Genomic DNA, 18,058 nt, shown 5'->3' with positions numbered 1-18,058 from the left:
GCTATGACAATATCAGTGGCAAATTTCAAAGAAGAGTTTAGCTCTAAAATCCCAGCGCTCACCCTACTAAGTAAGCTTGGTTACTCGTTTATACCTCCTAATGGTTGTGAGGAAGTTAGGGGTAATTCCGTAGTAGGAAAATCAAAAGGCCAAGTGATGCTGTTGCCTATTATGCGCGGGTTTTTGAGTAAACAAACGTTCCCATTTGCAGGTAAAAACCATAAGCTTTCAAGTGCTGCCATTGATAAAATCATGCATGACCTAAGCCCTGCAATGAATGAGGGGTTAAAAGGCGCGAATGAAAAGCTCTACAACGCCATGATGTATGGCGTTGGGGTTACTGAGTTTATTGATGGTAAAAAAGCATCGCCAACTATTCAGCTTATCGATTGGCAAACACCTTCAAATAATTTTTTCCACTTTACTGAAGAAATGGTGGTGCAAAACAGTGAAGGTACAGGGAACCGTATTCCCGATATTGTTTGCTTTGTAAATGGCTTGCCTTGGGTAGTGATTGAGGCGAAGCGTCCTGACTCTTCAACTGAAGGTAAATCGACGTTAAGCGAAGCGGTCTCGCAACAGATTCGAAACCAAGGCCAAAAAGAAATCCCACACCTGTTTGCTTACAGCCAGTTATTGCTCGCAGTGAATGGGCATGAAGGTTTATACGCCACCTGCGGCACGCCTGAAAAGTTTTGGGCTAAATGGAAGGAAGAAGAAATCATTGAAGCCGAGTTTATTCGGTTAAAAAATGCAGGTTTAAGCACTGAACAACTGGATGCTATTTTCAACCATCGTCCTGCCGCTGCCAAAGACGAGTATTTAACTTTACTGGCAGGAGGCGACCTCGCTGTAACAGATCAAGACAGATTAATTATTAGTTTACTGAGACCAGACCGCCTTCTTGAGATGGCCCGTTTATATACCTTGTTTGACCAAAAAGCTGGCAAGATTGTGGCGCGTTATCAGCAGGTATTTGGTATTAAAGCATTGATAGAGCGCATTACCAGCTTTGATGAAACGGGCGAACGTCCAGGTGCACGTAATGGCGGTGTAATTTGGCACACCACAGGAAGTGGTAAGTCATTTACTATGGTGTTCTTATCAAAAGCACTGATTTGGTTGCGAGAACTTTCACAATGTCGCGTGATTATTGTAACTGACCGAGTTGACCTTGAAGATCAGTTAAGCCGCACTTTTGCCTCAGGAGGTGTACTCACCGAGCGCGATAAAAAAGATGCTATGGCAACATCAGGTAGGCGCTTAGCAGAACAAATTGGTAAAGGTAATGAGCGAGTCATCTTCTCAATCATTAATAAGTTTGGTTCTGCGATTAAATATGATGAGTGCTATAACGATAGTCCGAATATTTTGGTTTTGGTTGATGAAGGCCACCGTAGCCAAAACGGTGAAAACAACATTCGAATGCTGCAAACCTTGCCTAAGGCAGCGTTTATTGCTTTCACTGGTACGCCGTTGCTTAAAGACGATAAAACTGAAAACAAATTCGGCTCGATTATTCACTCTTATACCATGCAGCAAGCGGTTGAAGATAAAACGGTAACGCCGCTGCTTTATGAAGAGCGTATTGCTGATCTTAATGTGAATGACAAAGCTATTGATGCCTGGTTTGACCGAATTACTGAAAAGCTCACGGAAAAACAAAGAACTGATTTGAAGAAGAAGTTTTCTCAGAAAGGTCAGATCTATCAAACAGAAGGCAGAATTGAGCTAATTGCACATGATATTTCTGATCATTTCCAAAACTTTAAACAGCAAGGTTTAAAAGGCCAGCTTGCATGTGACTCTAAAGCGTCTGCAATTCGCTACAAGGAGCTTTTAGATAAAATAGGTAAAGTGACATCAGTTGTTGCAATGTCTCCTCCTGATACGCGTGAGGGGCACGAGGCTGTTGATCAAGAAAGTAAAGATATTGTTCAAAACTGGTGGAAGAACAATGTTGCCGAAACGTATGGGCAAGACGAAAAAGAATACACCAAAGCAATAATCAAAGACTATGGCCGAGATGATGGCCCCGACATCATGATTGTTGTAGATAAACTCCTTACTGGGTTTGATGAGCCTAAGAATACCGTGCTATATATCGACAAGCCATTAAAAGAGCACAACTTGATACAGGCTATTGCTCGTGTAAACCGCTTACACAGTAAAAAGCAATTCGGCTACTTAATTGATTATCGAGGTATTTTGAAAGAACTTGATATGACAATTGAGAAGTATCAAGAACTTGCTGAGCGCAATCAAAATGGCTTTGATGTTGATGATCTTAAAGGTTTGTATAACCGAATGGATACCGAATATAAAAAGCTACCAGGTTTGTACAACGATCTGTGGGCTATTTTTGACGGTGTTGCAAATAAAAAAGATCATGCAGCTTTACGTCAAGCACTTGCGCCTAAGATTGAGGATGTTCAAGGTCAGCTTTTAGATAAAAACCTTAAAAAGCGTGATGAGTTTTATGCCGCTTTAACAGCCTTTTCTAACTGTATGAAAGTAGCTTTACAGTCAGCGACCTTTTTCGATGATAAGAGCTTTGATAATAAACGCGACCACTACAAAGAAACTCTGAAAATGTTTGTTAACTTGCGTAAGCAGGTACGTGAAGATGCTAATGAAACCGTAAACTACGATGAGTATGCTGAAGACGTGCGTCAGTTGTTAGACAAGCATATTGCAGGAATCGAAGTAATAGATCCTGACGGTGCATACCTAGTTGGCAATTTAGGCAAAGATGTTAAGCCTGAAGAACTGACTGACGACGAAGCTCGAAACCAAACGGATAAGATCACAGGCCGTATTACTAAAATGATCGAGCAAGATTTGGCTGATGATCCTTATGCGCAAGAATATTTCTCAAAATTACTCAAAAAAGCGATAGATGAGACCAAGGCCATGTTTGATGCGCCAGTGAAGCAATACATGCTATTTGCCGACTTTGAGCAAGAGGTTAAAGAGCGCAAAGTTAAAGGTATGCCTAATGAGTTTACTGATACTGACGGCAAGCTAAACAAACATGCCCAAGCATATTTTGGATTATTTAAACAATTATTTGAAAAAGACGCTCATACAGGCAGTGATATTGATGAAGATAAACTTGTGAAATATGCCTTCGACATTGATGAAGTAGTTAAGACCGCTGTAGCAGAGTTTTCTATAAACCCTAGTGAAATTGAAAACACTATTAGCGTAAAACTACTACCTATGCTATTCGCGGATTTTGGTATTGCGAATGCTCAAAAACTTATTGAAGAGGTGCTGAAGATCACGCGATTAGGGCTTTCTCGTCAATGATAATGAAGCTGTTGTTTTTAAATGAGTGAAATAAACAAAACTACGCAAGAGCAAGGCGTATTTATGTACGGTGATGAAGTTATTAACTATGACATCATTCGCCGTACCTTCGAAAAAAGTGATGCCAAGCCGAAGGCGCGAAAAGTTATCATTAAAGTGCACCCTGACCAACGTGTAGTTGCAACTGTACCGCATGACGCGACACCAGATTCAATTCGAGAGGCTATGCTAAAGCGTGCTCGATGGATCTGGGAAAGCATTTGTGAGTTTTCTGCTCAACATGAGTATGTAATACCACGGCAATACGTTAGCGGTGAAACTCAGTTTTATCTTGGCAGACGCTATGTTTTAAAGGTGATTGTTGACGCTGAACAAGTACCAAGTGTGAAGCTTCATAGAGGCAAATTAACCGTCAGCCTCAAAAAAGATTGTGATGATCGGGTGGTTGAAATTAAAGCACTTTTAGACCGTTGGTATGCACGAAAAGCAGAAGCTATTTTTCATGAAAGACTACAAGCTATGTTGCCTAAAGCATCATGGGTAACAGGCTTACCGCGCTTTCGAGTAATGGCGATGACTAAACAATGGGGAAGCTGCTCAACTAAAGGAAACTTGATGCTAAACCCTCATTTAGTTAAAGCATCAAAAGAATGTATCGATTACGTGATTTTGCACGAGCTTTGCCATATTGCTGAACATAACCACAGCGATAAATTCTGGCGCTTATTAACGCAAGTAATGCCTCATTGGAAAGAGGTTAAAGCTAAGTTGGATGACATGGCGGAGTTGTATTTGAATGAGTAACAAGTCAAACGATATTGAAAAACAAGACAATGACGGTTGGACACCTTTGATGCTAGCTGTTTTTGCGCGGAGAGTTAGATAATATTCTGAGTTACTTCAAAGATCGCTGAGGATATTGTTATCTATTGGCGCTCAGTCGAATAACTGGATTCATAAGCCAAATAAGCAGTTCGGCAAAAAGAGTGCTTTATTAATAATGCTTGCAGGTGGTTTGGGTGAGCTAAAAATGATAGATAATTACTTACAAGATCAAGTGAGTTTAATGCATGGATTTCCTTGAATTGCATTAGTGTGAATACCTGTATTAGTTTAGACAAGATCTGACAGTTGCCTACATTAAAAAACTGGTAAACTGTCAGAGCAAGCCTGAGCTATTACATTTCAACTTTCATCGTTGAAGTCACTTAGCTTTACGTTATTTTTTTTATTAAAAGTCAAAATTTTACCGTGACTTTTCAATTGTTCTATTTCCGAAAGCAATTCCCAAACTTGATTTTCTAACGATACAATTTTTTCTAGCGCTTTACTGTACTTTTCTTTGTAGTCATCGGCATCAGCCTTGTAAATTTCTTTCTTTGCTTTTTCTTGTTCTTCGCCTGATATTGCTGATAATTTAGCCTGCTCCTCGGCGGCATCGTTAATTGTTTTCACTAAATCAGGCATACGATCTTTTCTGATCGCAGAAGGTTTATTTCCAACTTCTCTTGCTACAGCGTCCGCACTAATTTTCACCCCTTTACGAATCAGCTTGGCAAGAGCTTTTCTGTAAATATCTTCAGCATTACTTTTACTTGTCATACTTAATGGCCTCGCTATAGGTGTCAATCGTTTTCATGAGCTTTTTCTCCTCATCTTTCAATTGCTTGAAAAACAAACTTCCCTTTGGAAATAGTAATAGTTGTCGTTGCAAACGGTTAAGAGCAGAAACTAGTTTGTTAATGGTTTCTGAGTTGTTTATAGCCCAAGTGCAGGTAACGCAACTGTCGATGACGGTTAAACTAATTTTGTCACAAGGTTCAGGATTAGTGCATCCGCCTAAAGGCCCTTCTTTGTATGTCATCTGGCCTTGCTTAAATCGTTCTAAAGTAGACTCCCTATCTTCAACTATAACTAGCGGTATACCCCTCTGCTTTGCTGAATCTATTCTGTTTCCTTCCCCTCCCCAAAGGCGGTCTGAACTGTTCATCACCTCCTTCTCAAACAATAAAAACTCAGATAGTTTCCGTTCCAGTTCAATTGTTCTAATTAGTCCAGCAACATCCTCTAGCCCCTCATCTTCTGAGTTGATAATATTAACCGCCCATGCTGAACGGTTTTGGTAATACAGAGTCATTTCTTTTGTTAGGTGCTTAAATTGATGCTTTAGAACACCTAATGATACATCTCTAGATCTTGCGGCATATACAGCTAACGAGCGTCTGCATTGGTGTGGAGCAATAGGCCAGTGCTTACCTAGCTTAATAGAGTCACTTCCTTCCCAGTCACGAAACGCCATAAATTTATTAAGCTCTTCAATATCTTCCTGCGTAACGACTATGCCATCAATAGATTTATGGTAAGGATGTTTAGTCCAAGTTTGAAGAGGGGCGCTAGGATACGTCCAAGTGCTAGAATCATTGTTGTCATTAGTGATCTTAAAAGCTGGAAAAAGTGGGTACATACCGATATTTTTCTCGGACATGTCAAAATTATTTATGAAGCCGTTTACCTGGGCAATAGCCTTGGCAACGATGATCGCTTTCTCAATGATAGGCCCGCTTATCCATTCAGCATGTATTAGCTGACCTGTCCCTAACGTTTTATGCGTATACCCTTTAATTGTTACTGTTTTACCTGACTTAGTAATTGCTGTTTGTAAACAGTTGAACGGGAGCTTTAACATTTCACCACGCCGCATTCCTGTAAAAAGCATGATCCAATATCTACATACCCAAGCTTTTCTCAATAAGTACAGCCGTAAGCTTTCCCAATGATCTATTCCTAATCGATTAAAATTTCTCTGTAGTCCAAATTTTTTTATTTCTTCGCTCCACAGAGTCGCACCTTTGATTCCCTTTACTTTTGAAGGTGGCCTTCCAAAAGCCTCATAGCCTTTCGGATGTTCAAATGAATGCCTAGCTTCATATAGACGAACAATCTTCGTGGCAATTTTTTTTGCTTCATCAAGCTCACCACTCAATGAGCTTATAAACTCAGCATAGATTCTGGATGGGATAATAGGTGTTTGGCTAAGTTCATAGTCGATATCTTCTATACTTACTTCAACAGAAGCCAAGGCATGAAGAAGCTCGAATATCGGAGTTGCGCGTGTTTGGTGAAGATCATTGAGCTTGTTTTCACTTGTGAAAACAGCTATTTCATCTATCAATCGCAATAGATGCCGCTGAGTATCTTTTGCTCCGTTACTATAATTATTGACTATTAACGAATGATATTTATCTTCTATCAGGAGATTAAATATCGTTGTTCTTTTGCTATGTGCCAGTTTTGCTAAAAGATTTAAGGGTGCCATTTTGAAACTATTAGGGACACGCTTTGTCTTTGTATAGCAAAATAAACGAGCAAACATTATTTGTTTCATTTGCCCTGTTATTTGAGTTGTCAGGCCATTCGTATTTGTATTGTCGTCCAGCCAGCTAGTGAACTTAAATATAGCTCTTTCGCCTGAAGGATTTAAGGTGGATAAGTCCCAACTTTTACTTCCATATGTGCTCTTTACTGAGCCATCTCTACCACGAGATATGACAAACGCATCTCCCTTAATAGACAGTCGCTCTGGATCGTCGGGCAATAACTCAGGAACATAGCCCCCATCAACTTTAAATGCTTCCAGCACACTCATGTAACCACTCCAATATCAATCAGAGCATCTAAGTGAATACTCCAGAACTCATCCAATTCCTCGTTTTCTTCTACTTCCTTCGATATTTTTTTGATAAGTTTGCTTTCATCTGAAAGATTAGAAGATATTTCGTCTAATATTTCATCAATACGATATATGATGGTTCCCCAACGCGATTCATAATCTTCAAGAGTTCCTCTACTGCCACGAATGTTAGTGGCTAAGTAGCGTATACTCAGCAATCTTCTGATGTCTGTTTCGTCGGCATGAACTGCATATTTATCGCAAAAGAGACAATTTTCAAACTTCCGACAATCAGGCTGTGGGGCATGTTCGGTAAACCCATCTATCAAATGAGCGTTATTTAGTTCATTACACTGACCAGCAGGGATTTCGTCGCCCTTATCAGTATAAAGCACTGCTACATCAATTTTATTTTTTGTTCGGGTTTTATCCTTTGCCCAGCGATGAACGCTGTCAACATAACTACTTAGTTCCTTGTGTGCATCATCAGGATGAACCTTCAAGTAGCTTTTTCTTTCAACCTCAACTGAATGGTCACTTAAAGAGGCAGACTTTTCAATATCGCCTTCAGCAAGCTTGTTAATTTCAAGAACCCTATGATCACGAGCTTCGCTGCAAAGAACCCAATTGAAATTATCATATAAATTGTTCAACAAGAGACTCGTAGGACTATTTCTAGCAAGTGCGCCCTTGGCTAATTTCTCAGAGCCAGTGGTTAAAACAAACTTTACAAAAATCCATTTTGATTCCATCCCTAACCCACGCAATATATATTGTCGTAAGTCTAATATTTTTTGCATTATCGGGACAAACCTCACTCCAAATTCGGGATAAACTGTGCGTCCTTTCGCTCTCAACTTCGTCCCACTGGTTCTCCAACTTTTTGTCGTTTGACTAAACTCAAGCGTGTTAACTTCAACATTGCTAACACTTGTTGTATCAGTCCCTGTTGCCATTGCAAATAACCCTGCTGCCGCTCTCATGGCATGGTTAGCTAGTCTTTTTTTAACCGTACTGTACTTATCCGATGATGCCTGATACGAATCCGTATAAGAAATTTTATACATAGTGGTACTGGACTTTCTTTTGATTTGTAGCTCAGTCAAGCCAGTATTGTATTTTCTGATATTCGAACTCCAAGTGGCATAATCCATAATCGAATCACGTGCTATAAGTTCAGCCGTTAGCCAAGCGTCAGCATTTGTTACAAAGGCTGGGTGAAAATATCCGTTCGGATGGTCAGGTCTTGTAAATGAATAGGGGAGGTGCTTGCTCTCAACTAGAACCTCATGGGCCATATCAACAAATGATCGCAAACAATTAAATTGATACTCAACATCGTCGTGGGTTCGAGCAAGCTTTGCCTGTACTGCGGCACGGTCTTTGTGCGTTTCCTTCAACACTATGTGTGAAGTAAGCTTAATCTGCTTGTCCTTTAGTCCTGTGGCGAATGATATTACCTTCCGTGCTGCCGACTGAAGTACGGCAGCATAACGAGGTGCCATTTTTTCTTTTTCGTCGGACTTTCCTTTGATAATTGCACCTGAAGATACCCTTTCATTTAGATGTTGTGAGTATTGCTTGTAAGCATATAGTAATGATTGGTTATTTTTAAAATCGATACTACTTTTTAAATGTTCATCAATAAAATCAAAAAAACGTATTCGGTCATTCAATTTTGTTTTTGCAGTGTCAATATTATTCTCATTTAAAAAGTCATCAGCAAGCAACGATGCAATTTCTAATCGCTTCATATCTAAACTGCTAAGAACAACCGTACAATCCTTAGCCCGAAGTGCAGGTTGTCGCTTGGTAAAGCATATTTTACCGATATCTGATTTTAGATTGTTAAATTCAATTACCGTCTGTTCGGGATGGATTAGCTCAACATCTTTATCTTTGAAGTTGACTATAGTTTGCTTTCTAACTTCGAATTTAAGCACTCGCAACCTCTCTATTGATTATCAAACATGTACTTGCAGAGGTTTCGTCCTCAACCTCAATACTCATTTCACCAATAAGCCTGCTTTCAAATTCGCTAATGAGTTTCGCTTTCCATTTTGACCTATCTCTGTACTTCAGGTAACGCTCTGTAACAGATCTACTTTTGTGATTCAGCCTTATTTGAACAACATCTACAGCGTTTGAATAACCGATAAGCGGTTGTTTCTTTTCCTTTCGAATAAAGTTTTCTCGATCTATTAATCGATAGCAGGCTTCAAGTAAGTTCATACCATAGGTGGCCCGTAAATCATGAATTGAAAAAGATGGGAAATGGGGATGCGTGATTCTAATTTTAGGCAAAATCTCTTGCCGAATTAATACACCTATCGCTTCCCCCTTTTTTAAGCTTTCATCTTCTATGGCATGTTCCCCATCTACTCGATAATCTGCATCGGCATCTCTTCGTTCATTCGTCTCTTTTCGGCTGGTATAATATGGAGTCCCGTTACGAGTTAGAAACAGATAATTATCATCAGACTCCCCATAAAATGAGCTTTTCCTTCTATCTATTGCTGCTTGACTATTGGCGTAAGTGAGCAAGTCGTCTAAAAGCGATTTGGGAACCCAAAGTTGCCCTAATCTTCCTTTCTTACCGTCTAAATCGTAGGAGCCACCGTAGGGAATTATCGCGTATCCATCCTCCCAACGAAGCACATTCTTCAAGTGCCGAATTCTAAGAGTCCCTATAGTTTGCAATCTGGCACCTGTATAAAGAGCGACCAGGAAAAATAGTTCTATTCCTCTGCTAAAACTCTTAAGCGTATCTAATAAGATCAGTTGTTGAGATGGAGTTAAGGGCTTAAGCCTGCCGCCATCCATAATCGCATCAGGATCTGATGGAGCACTATTGCTGCTTATTGCTAAGTCTGTTGATGAGATGGATAAGGACTTCGAGAAACCAGATTCATTTACATAAGAAAACGTTTTCGTTACTTCTTCAAAAGCAAGTTCATCTTCGATTAACGATTTATCCAACAGCCCCCAATCAACTACAGTTTTGTAAAAGCTAACCACCTGATTTATCCGAGATTGCGCGGTCGAAATTGCCATCTCATTCTTTGATACTCGGTCTAAAAGGAAGTTTCGAAACCGATATGTGGGCCGTCTTCTCTTTTGAACTGGAAACTGAGCGTAGTGGAGACCCTCATTATCGAGGAAGCGCAGATACTTAACTAAAGCTATGGCTTTTTGTTTATGCGTCTCAGGATTGTATTGAGGGCCTCTATAATCAAGGACTAGTCTGACAAGGTATAAATTACCAATTGTCCACGGCAGGGAATTACTTTGAATAATTATAGGAAAGTCTGGTAGGTATCCTGACAACTCCTTCAAAACACGGTAATCCTTTTCGTTTGAAGAAAAATCAACGTGCATTTCCATTGGATAAAACTTATTAATATAAATTATTTTTGCTTCTGACATTGAGATACCCTAACACTGATGTCAATACATTATTACTTTTAGTGTGGGGTGTCAATATAAATACTTTTGGTGTGGTGCAAAGCCCGGTAAAGGTGGTATGTTGCCAGGTGTCAAAGTAAATGCCGAGATAGCCCATATTCGCGGTATTGAACAAGGGAAAGATTCAATTAGCCCCAATGGCCACCCAGAGATTAAAAATGTCAGTGACTTGTTGGACATGATAAACCATGTGCGTGAGGTGACGGGCAAGCCCACGGGCTTTAAAGCGGTAATCGGGGAAACCACCTGGTTAGAAAATCTAGCCCAAGAAATTAATCGTCGTGGCATCGACAGCGCGCCTGACTTTATCACCATAGACAGTGCAGATGGGGGCACCGGAGCAGCACCTCTGCCACTGCTTGATTCTGTTGGTCTGCCACTCAAAGAAAGTTTACCTTTGGTGGTCAACTTACTCGAGCGCCATGGCTTACGTGAGCGTATTCGCATCATAGCTTCAGGTAAGCTGATTGTGCCTTCAAAAGTGGCGTGGGCCATTGCTCTGGGAGCTGACTTTGTAGTCTCAGCGCGCGGCCACATGTTTTCGTTGGGCTGTATTCAAGCGATGCAGTGCAACAAAGACACCTGTCCAACGGGTATCACAACCCACAACCCTAAATTAATGAAAGGGTTGGATGTTGAAGATAAACAGCATCGCGTCGCTAACTATAATGCTTATATTCACTATGGCATTGGCCTAATCGCCCACTCTTGTGGCGTGACGGATATTCGTCATTTAAACCGCACCCATGTGCGCGTGGTGCAAGAGGATGGATTGTCGCAAACGCTGGACGAAATGTACGCCATGTACAAGTAGTGCGTGATCACACCAGTGCAACTAAGTTACACTGCCTGTTATCAGCACTAATATAGGCGTTGTTTTCATGCATCAGGAGCAACCCAAAAATCCATTGCATGGCGTTAAGCTTGAGCAAATCGTTACCCGTTTGGTTGAGCATTATGGCTGGCAAGCGCTAAGCCAACACGTCAACATCAACTGTTTTAAGAAAGACCCGTCAGTGAAGTCTTCGTTAAAATTCTTACGACGCACACAATGGGCGCGTGACGAAGTTGAACAGTTATACCTCAAGACCTTTCATACGTGGCCGTATAACGCGGGAATGTAACGCAGCGCTATGGCAAAGTTATCCGTCGCCCTCGTCCAGCACAATATTACGTGGCTAGATGTAGAACAAAATCTCGCGTTATTGCAGGCTAAAACTGCACCGCTCACGGGCGTTGATCTTATTGTTTTCTCAGAAACCTTTGCCACTGGCTTTGCTGTAGATTGCGCCGAGGTGAGTGAGAAAGCGCAAATGATACTCACATGGATGCAAACACAAGCGCAGCAGCATCAAGCGGTTATATGCGCAAGCATCATTACTGAACAAGCAGGGGCGCGTTTTAATCGGCTATATTGGGTAACCCCAGATAAGCATGTGCAGTACTACGATAAACGCCACTTATTTTGCTTGGGTAAAGAAGGAGATCACCTCCAAGCGGGAAGCCAGCGCGTTATCTTTGAGCTCAATGGCTTTAGAGTGTTACCACAAGTTTGTTATGACTTACGTTTCCCTGTATTCGCTCGAAACTGTAATGATTACGATGTGATGCTTAATATTGCTAACTGGCCATCTGCAAGGCGCGATGCATGGGATACGTTACTCAAAGCGCGAGCCATTGAAAATCAGAGCTATGTATTGGCTGTTAATCGTATTGGCAGCGATGGTCATAATGTTGCCCACAATGGTGGAACAGCCGCGTATCGTTTCGACGGTAAAACCATGGCCCTAGCACAAGATAACCGCGAAGAAGTGTTGATTATCGAACTCGATAGCGCACCACAAAATGCTTACAAAAAGGCATTTCCCGCATGGCAAGACAGCGATAAATTCACTTTAGATATCGGCTAGCCCCTTGGCGGTGCTACAATTGCTGCACTGATATAGCTAAAGAGTCGTGTGTTGATTTTACCTGTACTTCTTGCTGGTGGCAGTGGCACCCGTTTATGGCCCCTTTCTCGCCAAGATAAACCTAAACAATTTATTCGCTTCGGCAATGGATACTCTTTATTACAACAAGCTGCACTGCGATTTGTTGAGCATGGGTGTTTGCCTCCTGTAGTGGTGTGTAATGAACAACACCGTTTTATGGTGGCGCAGCAGCTGTTAGAAATAGGAGTAACGGCGAGTGCCATTATTTTAGAACCAAGCGCTAAGAATACCGCCCCTGCAGCATTGCTTGCTGGACTGTGGGCGCAGCAACACCACCCGAGTGCGAGCCTCTTTTTCGCACCCGCGGATCACGCGATAGAAAATTTCACTCCTATGGGCGAGCAACTCGCACAGCTACACGAGCATGCATGCTCACATCTCATTGTTTTTGGCATTACCCCAACCCATGCAGAAACAGGGTTTGGTTACATTCATTGTGAAACCACGCCTCAAAGCCATGATTGCAACTTAATTAAGGTGTGTGCGTTTACTGAAAAGCCGGATTCACAGCGAGCCCAAGAGTATTTGGCGCACGGGAACTATTTGTGGAACTCGGGAATGTTAATGGCGGGGGTAGAACACTTTTTGCAACGCCTCAAGCACTATCAACCAAGCATGTATATACAAGTTAGTGAAGCCGCGCAATTTCAGCCCGACCTCGATTTTATTCGTATTGTCAGCGATACATGGAACGCGCTTGAGGGCGAATCTCTGGATTATGCACTACTTGAACATGACAGCTCATTACTGGTTATGCCTGCGTCGTTAAATTGGTTTGATTTGGGCAGCTATGAGCAACTCTATCGCTATCATGAGGCCAACGAAGATGGCAACGTGGTATTGGCTGATGCAGTGTTACAACACAGTACCAATAATTTTATTTACGCCCAAGACAACCACGTCGTTGCAACCTTAGGTCTAGAAAATACCGTGGTGGTGCATAGCGCCGATACAACACTGATTGCGGCTCGGGAAAGTTTGCACTTATTACCCGATTTATTAGATAACGTTGGTAAGCAATACCCCGAGCGACGGGAATTCCATAACAAAACATTTCGGCCTTGGGGCCATTACCAAGTGTTAAATGAGGGTGACAACTTTAAAGTGAAGCGCATTGTCCTCAATGCTAAAGGGCGGTTATCTTTGCAAGCCCATCAGCATCGCTCAGAGCACTGGGTTGTGGTATCGGGTGAAGTAGAAGTCACCGTTGAACAGCATCAACATCCGCTGCGCAGTGGACAATCAATTTATATTGAAGCGGGGCAAAAGCATCGCCTTTGCAATACGGGCAAAGCCCCTGCCGTAATCATTGAAGTGCAAAACGGCGCTTACCTTGGCGAGGACGACATTGAGCGCTTTGATGATGACTACGGGCGCTAGCGCAAAGGCATAGCGCGCATATGGTTAAGGTATTGCTCGAGGCTTTGCTGCCATAAGTCTAAGCAATCACTGAGTTGGGTATCGATTGGCTTATTCTCAAGTAAGCGGCGCTCTACTTTTTTCAAGGCCATGCCGTAGCGATTAAAACCCAGTTGCATCGCTGTGCTGGCTTGGCGGTGCAATATCTTAATGCATTGCTCTTTGTCACTGGATATAAGTTGCTGGCAACGCAGTAGTTTATTACGAGCAGAGAGCACGAATTCATTGTAAATAGACGTTACCTCCTGCTCATCGAACGAGTGTGACATCATGTTGATAGCTGTATCGTCATAGAGCACATCTTTGAGCGCCACACTTAAATTTGCTGTTTGTGTTGTTTGCGAATCGCTGAGTGCTTGGCGTAGCTTTTCTTGCTTGATGGGCTTAGCCACGATGTCTTGAATACCCAGCGCCAAGTACTCTTTTACTTCATCTGGGCTGAGGCTGGCGGTAAAGGCTAAAAACGGCGTGCGGTGATTACGGTGTTCGGTGTTCTTAAGGCGGCGTAATACCTCTTGGCCATTAAAGTCAGGCAGGTTCATATCCAATAGCACCACATCAAACTGGTACTGTTGCAGTAAATCCATGGCACTTTGACCGTCTACAGCCAATTTTACGCGGTGATCATCCGCTGCCATAAACTCGATGGCAATTTTTTGGTTTAGCTCTAAATCTTCGACAAGTAAGACGTCTAAACCAGTTAGATAGGCGCCATCTTGTGGGCGTTTTTCTACCAGACTCAGTTCACCAATGGCAAAACGCACGTCAAAGCTAAATGTACTGCCTACCCCCAGTTCGCTGCTGATATGTAATTTACTATCAAGATGATCTAACAAGCGACTTGTAATCGCCAGCCCCAAGCCAGATCCCCCTTTGATCTTGCCGGCATTACTTTGCACATAAGGTTCGGTTAAAAACTCAATCTCATCCGCCTCGATACCAGGGCCAGAGTCAATCACACTAAAGCGAATCGTGTGTTCATCTTGCCCTTCTCTGATTTGCTCTACTTGCAAGGTAACCGTGCCTTTGTCAGTAAACTTAATGGCGTTGCCCACGAGGTTTATGAGAATTTGCCTGAGCTTTTGATGATCACAGTAGTAACAGGCCTGCTTAGCCAGCTGGTAGTTAAGCTCAAATTTAACTCCTTTTTGCTCTGCTAGGGGGCTAAGCAACAGACATAGATTATTGAGCCAATGATGCAGTTCAACGTCTTCCTCATAAAGGGCCTCATCGCTTTGATCTAGGCTAGCAAACTCAAGCACTTTATCGATGAGTAAGGTGAGCGACTCCGCAGAGTTGATTATGGCCTCACAGTAAGGTCTGTTCTTGGGCGTGGTTGATTGGTTCATAATTAACTGGGCGCTGCCGAGAATGCCATTGAGTGGTGTACGTATCTCATGACTGACAGTGGATAAAAACAAGCCGCGAATTTCGAGATCTTTTTGTGTTTTTTCAGTGAGTTGATTTAGGTTTAGCTCTCGGCGCTCATTGCAAAATAGCGCCAAACCTGCGGCATAGAGCATCGGCGTTACCACACCTTTGACCAATACTGCGATGCTAAACCAATCGCTTTGAATAAAGTCAGCATGATCACTAATACTCATTAATACGACTCGAGAGCCATACATAATAAGCGTTAAACTTAATGCAATGAGGTACACCAAACTGGCGCTGGGGTATTTGCTTCTTGCAAAGTAAATAATAATAGGGATTAGGCAGCATGCCTCAACAATACGATGTATGTCGATAAGCATAATTCGCATGGCTAAGTTGTTATCTGCGAACATGAAGTAACTCATGCCAATAAATATCAACACACTGATGGCGATAAAAATAGAGGGGATCAAACCCTGATAATTCAAAAAGCGATTAAGTGCTAAAACATGCACGACAGAAGCCGCAATTAGGCATAAATAGGCAAGTGCCGACACATACATTGTTTGATCGTTTGGGAAAGTCGCGAATAAACACACACCAGCAAAGAGTAAGATAGGGTAAAAAACATAAAGCCCAATACCGACAAAGTTGCGATTGGCTTGCCACGTGATGAAGTTCAGGACGGCCATAACGAAAATAACCGTCGCGCTGGTATAAAAAAGTGTTGTTGCGTCTAGCATTCAAAAAAGTAGGTAATAACTGTTCCTAAATATACTATACGCGTAATTGAGGTAATGACTAAGTGTTTAAAAGGACAAACGTAAACGGCCATAAAAAAAGCCGGCATAACCGGCTAATAAAATGACGAAGGGAAAGTGTTAACGCAGTTCGTTAGGAATATTGTTTTGCGCCCACGACAGTAGTTCGACTCGGTTGCGACACTTTGTTTTACGAAAAGCGCTATACAAGTGCGTTTTTACCGTATGCGGGCTGATGCTCAAGTCATCTGCGATTTCTTTGTTTTTCGCGCCTTTACTCATTAACGCAACAATCGCTTTTTCGCGTTTGGTTAGCTTAACAGGCTCAATATCGCCTTCAGTTAACTTGTGCAGAGAGTCTTTGTTGAAATGCAACATACGGTTTAGCACGTTACACATCACATCACGGCGGTACCACAGTTGGTTCTCTTGCAATAAACGAATGCCCTTAACCATGACATCGGCATTATCTGAGGTGTAGAACACGCCACGAATACCGCTTAAAAGCGCGCGGTTTGCTAGTTCTGGATTTTCATCAAGGTTGAACAGCACAATATCACACTCAACTTCCAAGTTAGTTAGGTGTTCTTTTAGGCGATTCCACGCATTTTCATTGGGAGTTTCGATGAACAGGTAAGCGGTGCCCGCAGGAACTTGAGCAACATCAGTGCCTTTATAAACCTCAAGTCCTTGTGTGCGTAGCAAGGGTTCTAATACGTTCACACCAATTTGGTTAATTGGTTCTTTCTCAAGCAATAAAAATACGCTTTTATTCATGTGTAGCTCGGTTATTGATGTTTGTTTGCAACATCCTAACACGGTGTTCACTTCTTTTGTATTAGAAAAAATATAATAAATAGTGATAAAAGACTATTATTGCGGTTTTTTAGTGCAATTGTAAAAATAAAGTTACATAAATCCGAGCTGATGCGCTTTTTGAAACAATAAAACTCGGATTTTTGCTTGTGACTTAAGGCCTTAGCCTTTGAGGGTGTCTTGATACGGAGGCCATCCCATTGCTTTGCCAGCGAGCATATGTAAGTGAATATGGTACACAGTTTGCCCGCCATGATTATTACAGTTCATCACCACGCGATATCCGTCCTCAGCAAAACTATGCTCTTTGGCCAGCTTTGCCGCCACAACGTAGAGGTGGCCAACCAGCGCAGCGTTATCTTCTGTGATGTCATTAATTGTTGCTATCGGTGTTTTGGGAATGATTAGCACATGAAAAGGTGCCTGAGGATTAATGTCTTTGAATGCCAATGATTGATCATCTTCGTACACGATGTCAGCAGGAATTTCGCGATTGATAATTTTAGTGAAAATAGTCTCTGTGCTCACACTGAGCTCCTTGTATTTGCTGAATATATGCCAGTAATGACAAAGAAATGTATAAGTGTCAAACTGAACCACAACGCTCACTAACAAGGAAGCACACTTATGTGGAAAAAAGTCACTTCGATAGCGGCGCTGATTGCGCTGGGTATGCCGTCGGTATACGCAGAAACAGTTTCATTTCCAGCCGAAATTATCCCTTTGCAAGTCAATGATAAGAAAGTAGAACACTCTTTTTTTAACACCGTCGACGAACTCGACCTTGCGCCGGGAAGTTACCGCTTACAACTTAAATACAGCGATTTGTATGACGAGGGATTTGATGACCACACAGTCGTTGAATCAGAGCCATTTTGGGTCACGTTAGACGTTGCTCCAAACCGAGACTATGACATTGTATTTAACAGGGCTCAGAGTATTGAAGAGGCAAAACGCTACGCGCAACAACCTCAAGTGCAGGTAAAAGTAAAAGGTGATAATGCTTCGCAAACGAGTGCGTTAGTCAGCGCCAAGCCGGTGGCAGAATATACGCCAGCACCCAAGGTTACACCTGTGACCTTACCTGCTAAATTAGGTGCTACTAATGAGGCCTCAGCTACGGGCTCGGGCGTCAATGCAGCAGCCATGCTCGAGTTTTGGTGGCAACAAGCAACGCCACAAGAGCGAGAGGCGTTTTTGATTAAAGTGCAAAAGTAAAAAACAAAAAGGGTGCACAGCGCACCCTTTTT

The 18,058-nt window shown here is 42.1% G+C and carries 13 protein-coding genes and 1 pseudogene; 7 read left to right on the top strand and 7 right to left on the bottom strand.

Annotated elements, in window-relative coordinates; genetic code table 11:
- The first annotated feature begins 3 nt into the window (after window positions 1–3).
- Both AAEU32_RS10210 and AAEU32_RS10205 read left to right on the top strand, forming a co-directional pair.
- Entirely contained in the window at window positions 4–3,312 is a 3,309-nt protein-coding gene (locus AAEU32_RS10210) for a type I restriction endonuclease subunit R (protein WP_421970422.1), read from the top strand.
- A 21-nt stretch (window positions 3,313–3,333) separates the two neighbouring features.
- Window positions 3,334–4,116 (top strand): M48 family metallopeptidase, encoded by a 783-nt coding sequence (locus AAEU32_RS10205; RefSeq protein ID WP_421970421.1) that lies wholly within the window; start codon window positions 3,334–3,336, stop codon window positions 4,114–4,116.
- Window positions 4,117–4,497: 381 nt separating this feature from the next.
- On the opposite strand, the gene AAEU32_RS10200 is transcribed toward AAEU32_RS10205, so the two are convergent.
- Genes AAEU32_RS10200 through AAEU32_RS10185 form a run of 4 tightly spaced genes read right to left on the bottom strand, consistent with a single transcriptional unit; the run spans window position 4,498 to window position 10,408 of the window.
- Entirely contained in the window at window positions 4,498–4,914 is a 417-nt protein-coding gene (locus tag AAEU32_RS10200; RefSeq protein WP_421970420.1) for a hypothetical protein, read from the bottom strand.
- Window positions 4,904–6,958, bottom strand: a complete 2,055-nt coding sequence (locus tag AAEU32_RS10195; protein ID WP_421970419.1) for a hypothetical protein — start codon at window positions 6,956–6,958, stop codon at window positions 4,904–4,906. The genes AAEU32_RS10200 and AAEU32_RS10195 overlap by 11 nt, the downstream gene beginning before the upstream one ends.
- Window positions 6,955–8,925, bottom strand: coding sequence for a hypothetical protein (locus AAEU32_RS10190; RefSeq protein ID WP_421970418.1), 1,971 nt, complete (start codon window positions 8,923–8,925; stop codon window positions 6,955–6,957). Before AAEU32_RS10190 ends, AAEU32_RS10195 begins: the two co-directional genes overlap by 4 nt.
- Window positions 8,918–10,408, bottom strand: a complete 1,491-nt coding sequence (locus AAEU32_RS10185) for a site-specific integrase (RefSeq protein ID WP_421970417.1) — start codon at window positions 10,406–10,408, stop codon at window positions 8,918–8,920. The genes AAEU32_RS10190 and AAEU32_RS10185 overlap by 8 nt, the downstream gene beginning before the upstream one ends.
- A gap of 73 nt (window positions 10,409–10,481) precedes the next feature.
- Here AAEU32_RS10185 and AAEU32_RS10180 point away from each other — a divergent pair.
- The 4 genes and pseudogenes from AAEU32_RS10180 to AAEU32_RS10165 all read left to right on the top strand — a co-directional run.
- Window positions 10,482–11,261, top strand: a pseudogene (locus AAEU32_RS10180) (glutamate synthase-related protein); the annotation flags it as partial.
- Window positions 11,262–11,328: 67 nt separating this feature from the next.
- Window positions 11,329–11,571: a VF530 family protein gene (locus AAEU32_RS10175; protein ID WP_421970416.1), complete on the top strand. Its 243-nt coding sequence runs from the start codon at window positions 11,329–11,331 to the stop codon at window positions 11,569–11,571.
- A gap of 9 nt (window positions 11,572–11,580) precedes the next feature.
- A complete protein-coding gene (locus AAEU32_RS10170) occupies window positions 11,581–12,357 on the top strand; it encodes an amidohydrolase (RefSeq protein WP_421970415.1) in 777 nt (258 codons plus the stop codon).
- A gap of 48 nt (window positions 12,358–12,405) precedes the next feature.
- A complete protein-coding gene (locus tag AAEU32_RS10165; RefSeq protein ID WP_421970414.1) occupies window positions 12,406–13,818 on the top strand; it encodes a mannose-1-phosphate guanylyltransferase/mannose-6-phosphate isomerase in 1,413 nt (470 codons plus the stop codon).
- On the opposite strand, the gene AAEU32_RS10160 is transcribed toward AAEU32_RS10165, so the two are convergent.
- From AAEU32_RS10160 to AAEU32_RS10150, 3 genes are all read right to left on the bottom strand, one after another.
- On the bottom strand, window positions 13,815–15,974 hold the full coding sequence (locus AAEU32_RS10160) for an ATP-binding protein (protein WP_421970413.1): 2,160 nt from the start codon (window positions 15,972–15,974) through the stop codon (window positions 13,815–13,817). The two genes, AAEU32_RS10165 and AAEU32_RS10160, sit on opposite strands and share 4 nt — an antisense overlap.
- A 138-nt stretch (window positions 15,975–16,112) precedes the next feature.
- A complete protein-coding gene (locus AAEU32_RS10155) occupies window positions 16,113–16,769 on the bottom strand; it encodes a helix-turn-helix transcriptional regulator (RefSeq protein ID WP_421970412.1) in 657 nt (218 codons plus the stop codon).
- 201 nt (window positions 16,770–16,970) lie between these two features.
- The gene (locus tag AAEU32_RS10150) at window positions 16,971–17,336 is read right to left on the bottom strand and encodes a histidine triad nucleotide-binding protein (RefSeq protein WP_421970411.1); all 366 of its coding nucleotides are present in this window, start codon (window positions 17,334–17,336) and stop codon (window positions 16,971–16,973) included.
- A gap of 99 nt (window positions 17,337–17,435) precedes the next feature.
- Here AAEU32_RS10150 and AAEU32_RS10145 point away from each other — a divergent pair, with 99 nt between their 5' ends.
- Window positions 17,436–18,026, top strand: a complete 591-nt coding sequence (locus AAEU32_RS10145) for a DUF2057 domain-containing protein (protein WP_421970410.1) — start codon at window positions 17,436–17,438, stop codon at window positions 18,024–18,026.
- The last annotated feature ends 32 nt before the right edge of the window (window positions 18,027–18,058 follow it).

This window comes from Pseudoalteromonas maris, from assembly GCF_049257235.1.
Classification (GTDB): Bacteria; Pseudomonadota; Gammaproteobacteria; order Enterobacterales; family Alteromonadaceae; genus Pseudoalteromonas.
Note: the sequence above shows the minus strand (reverse complement) of the source record. Positions and strands in the feature narration are given on the sequence as shown.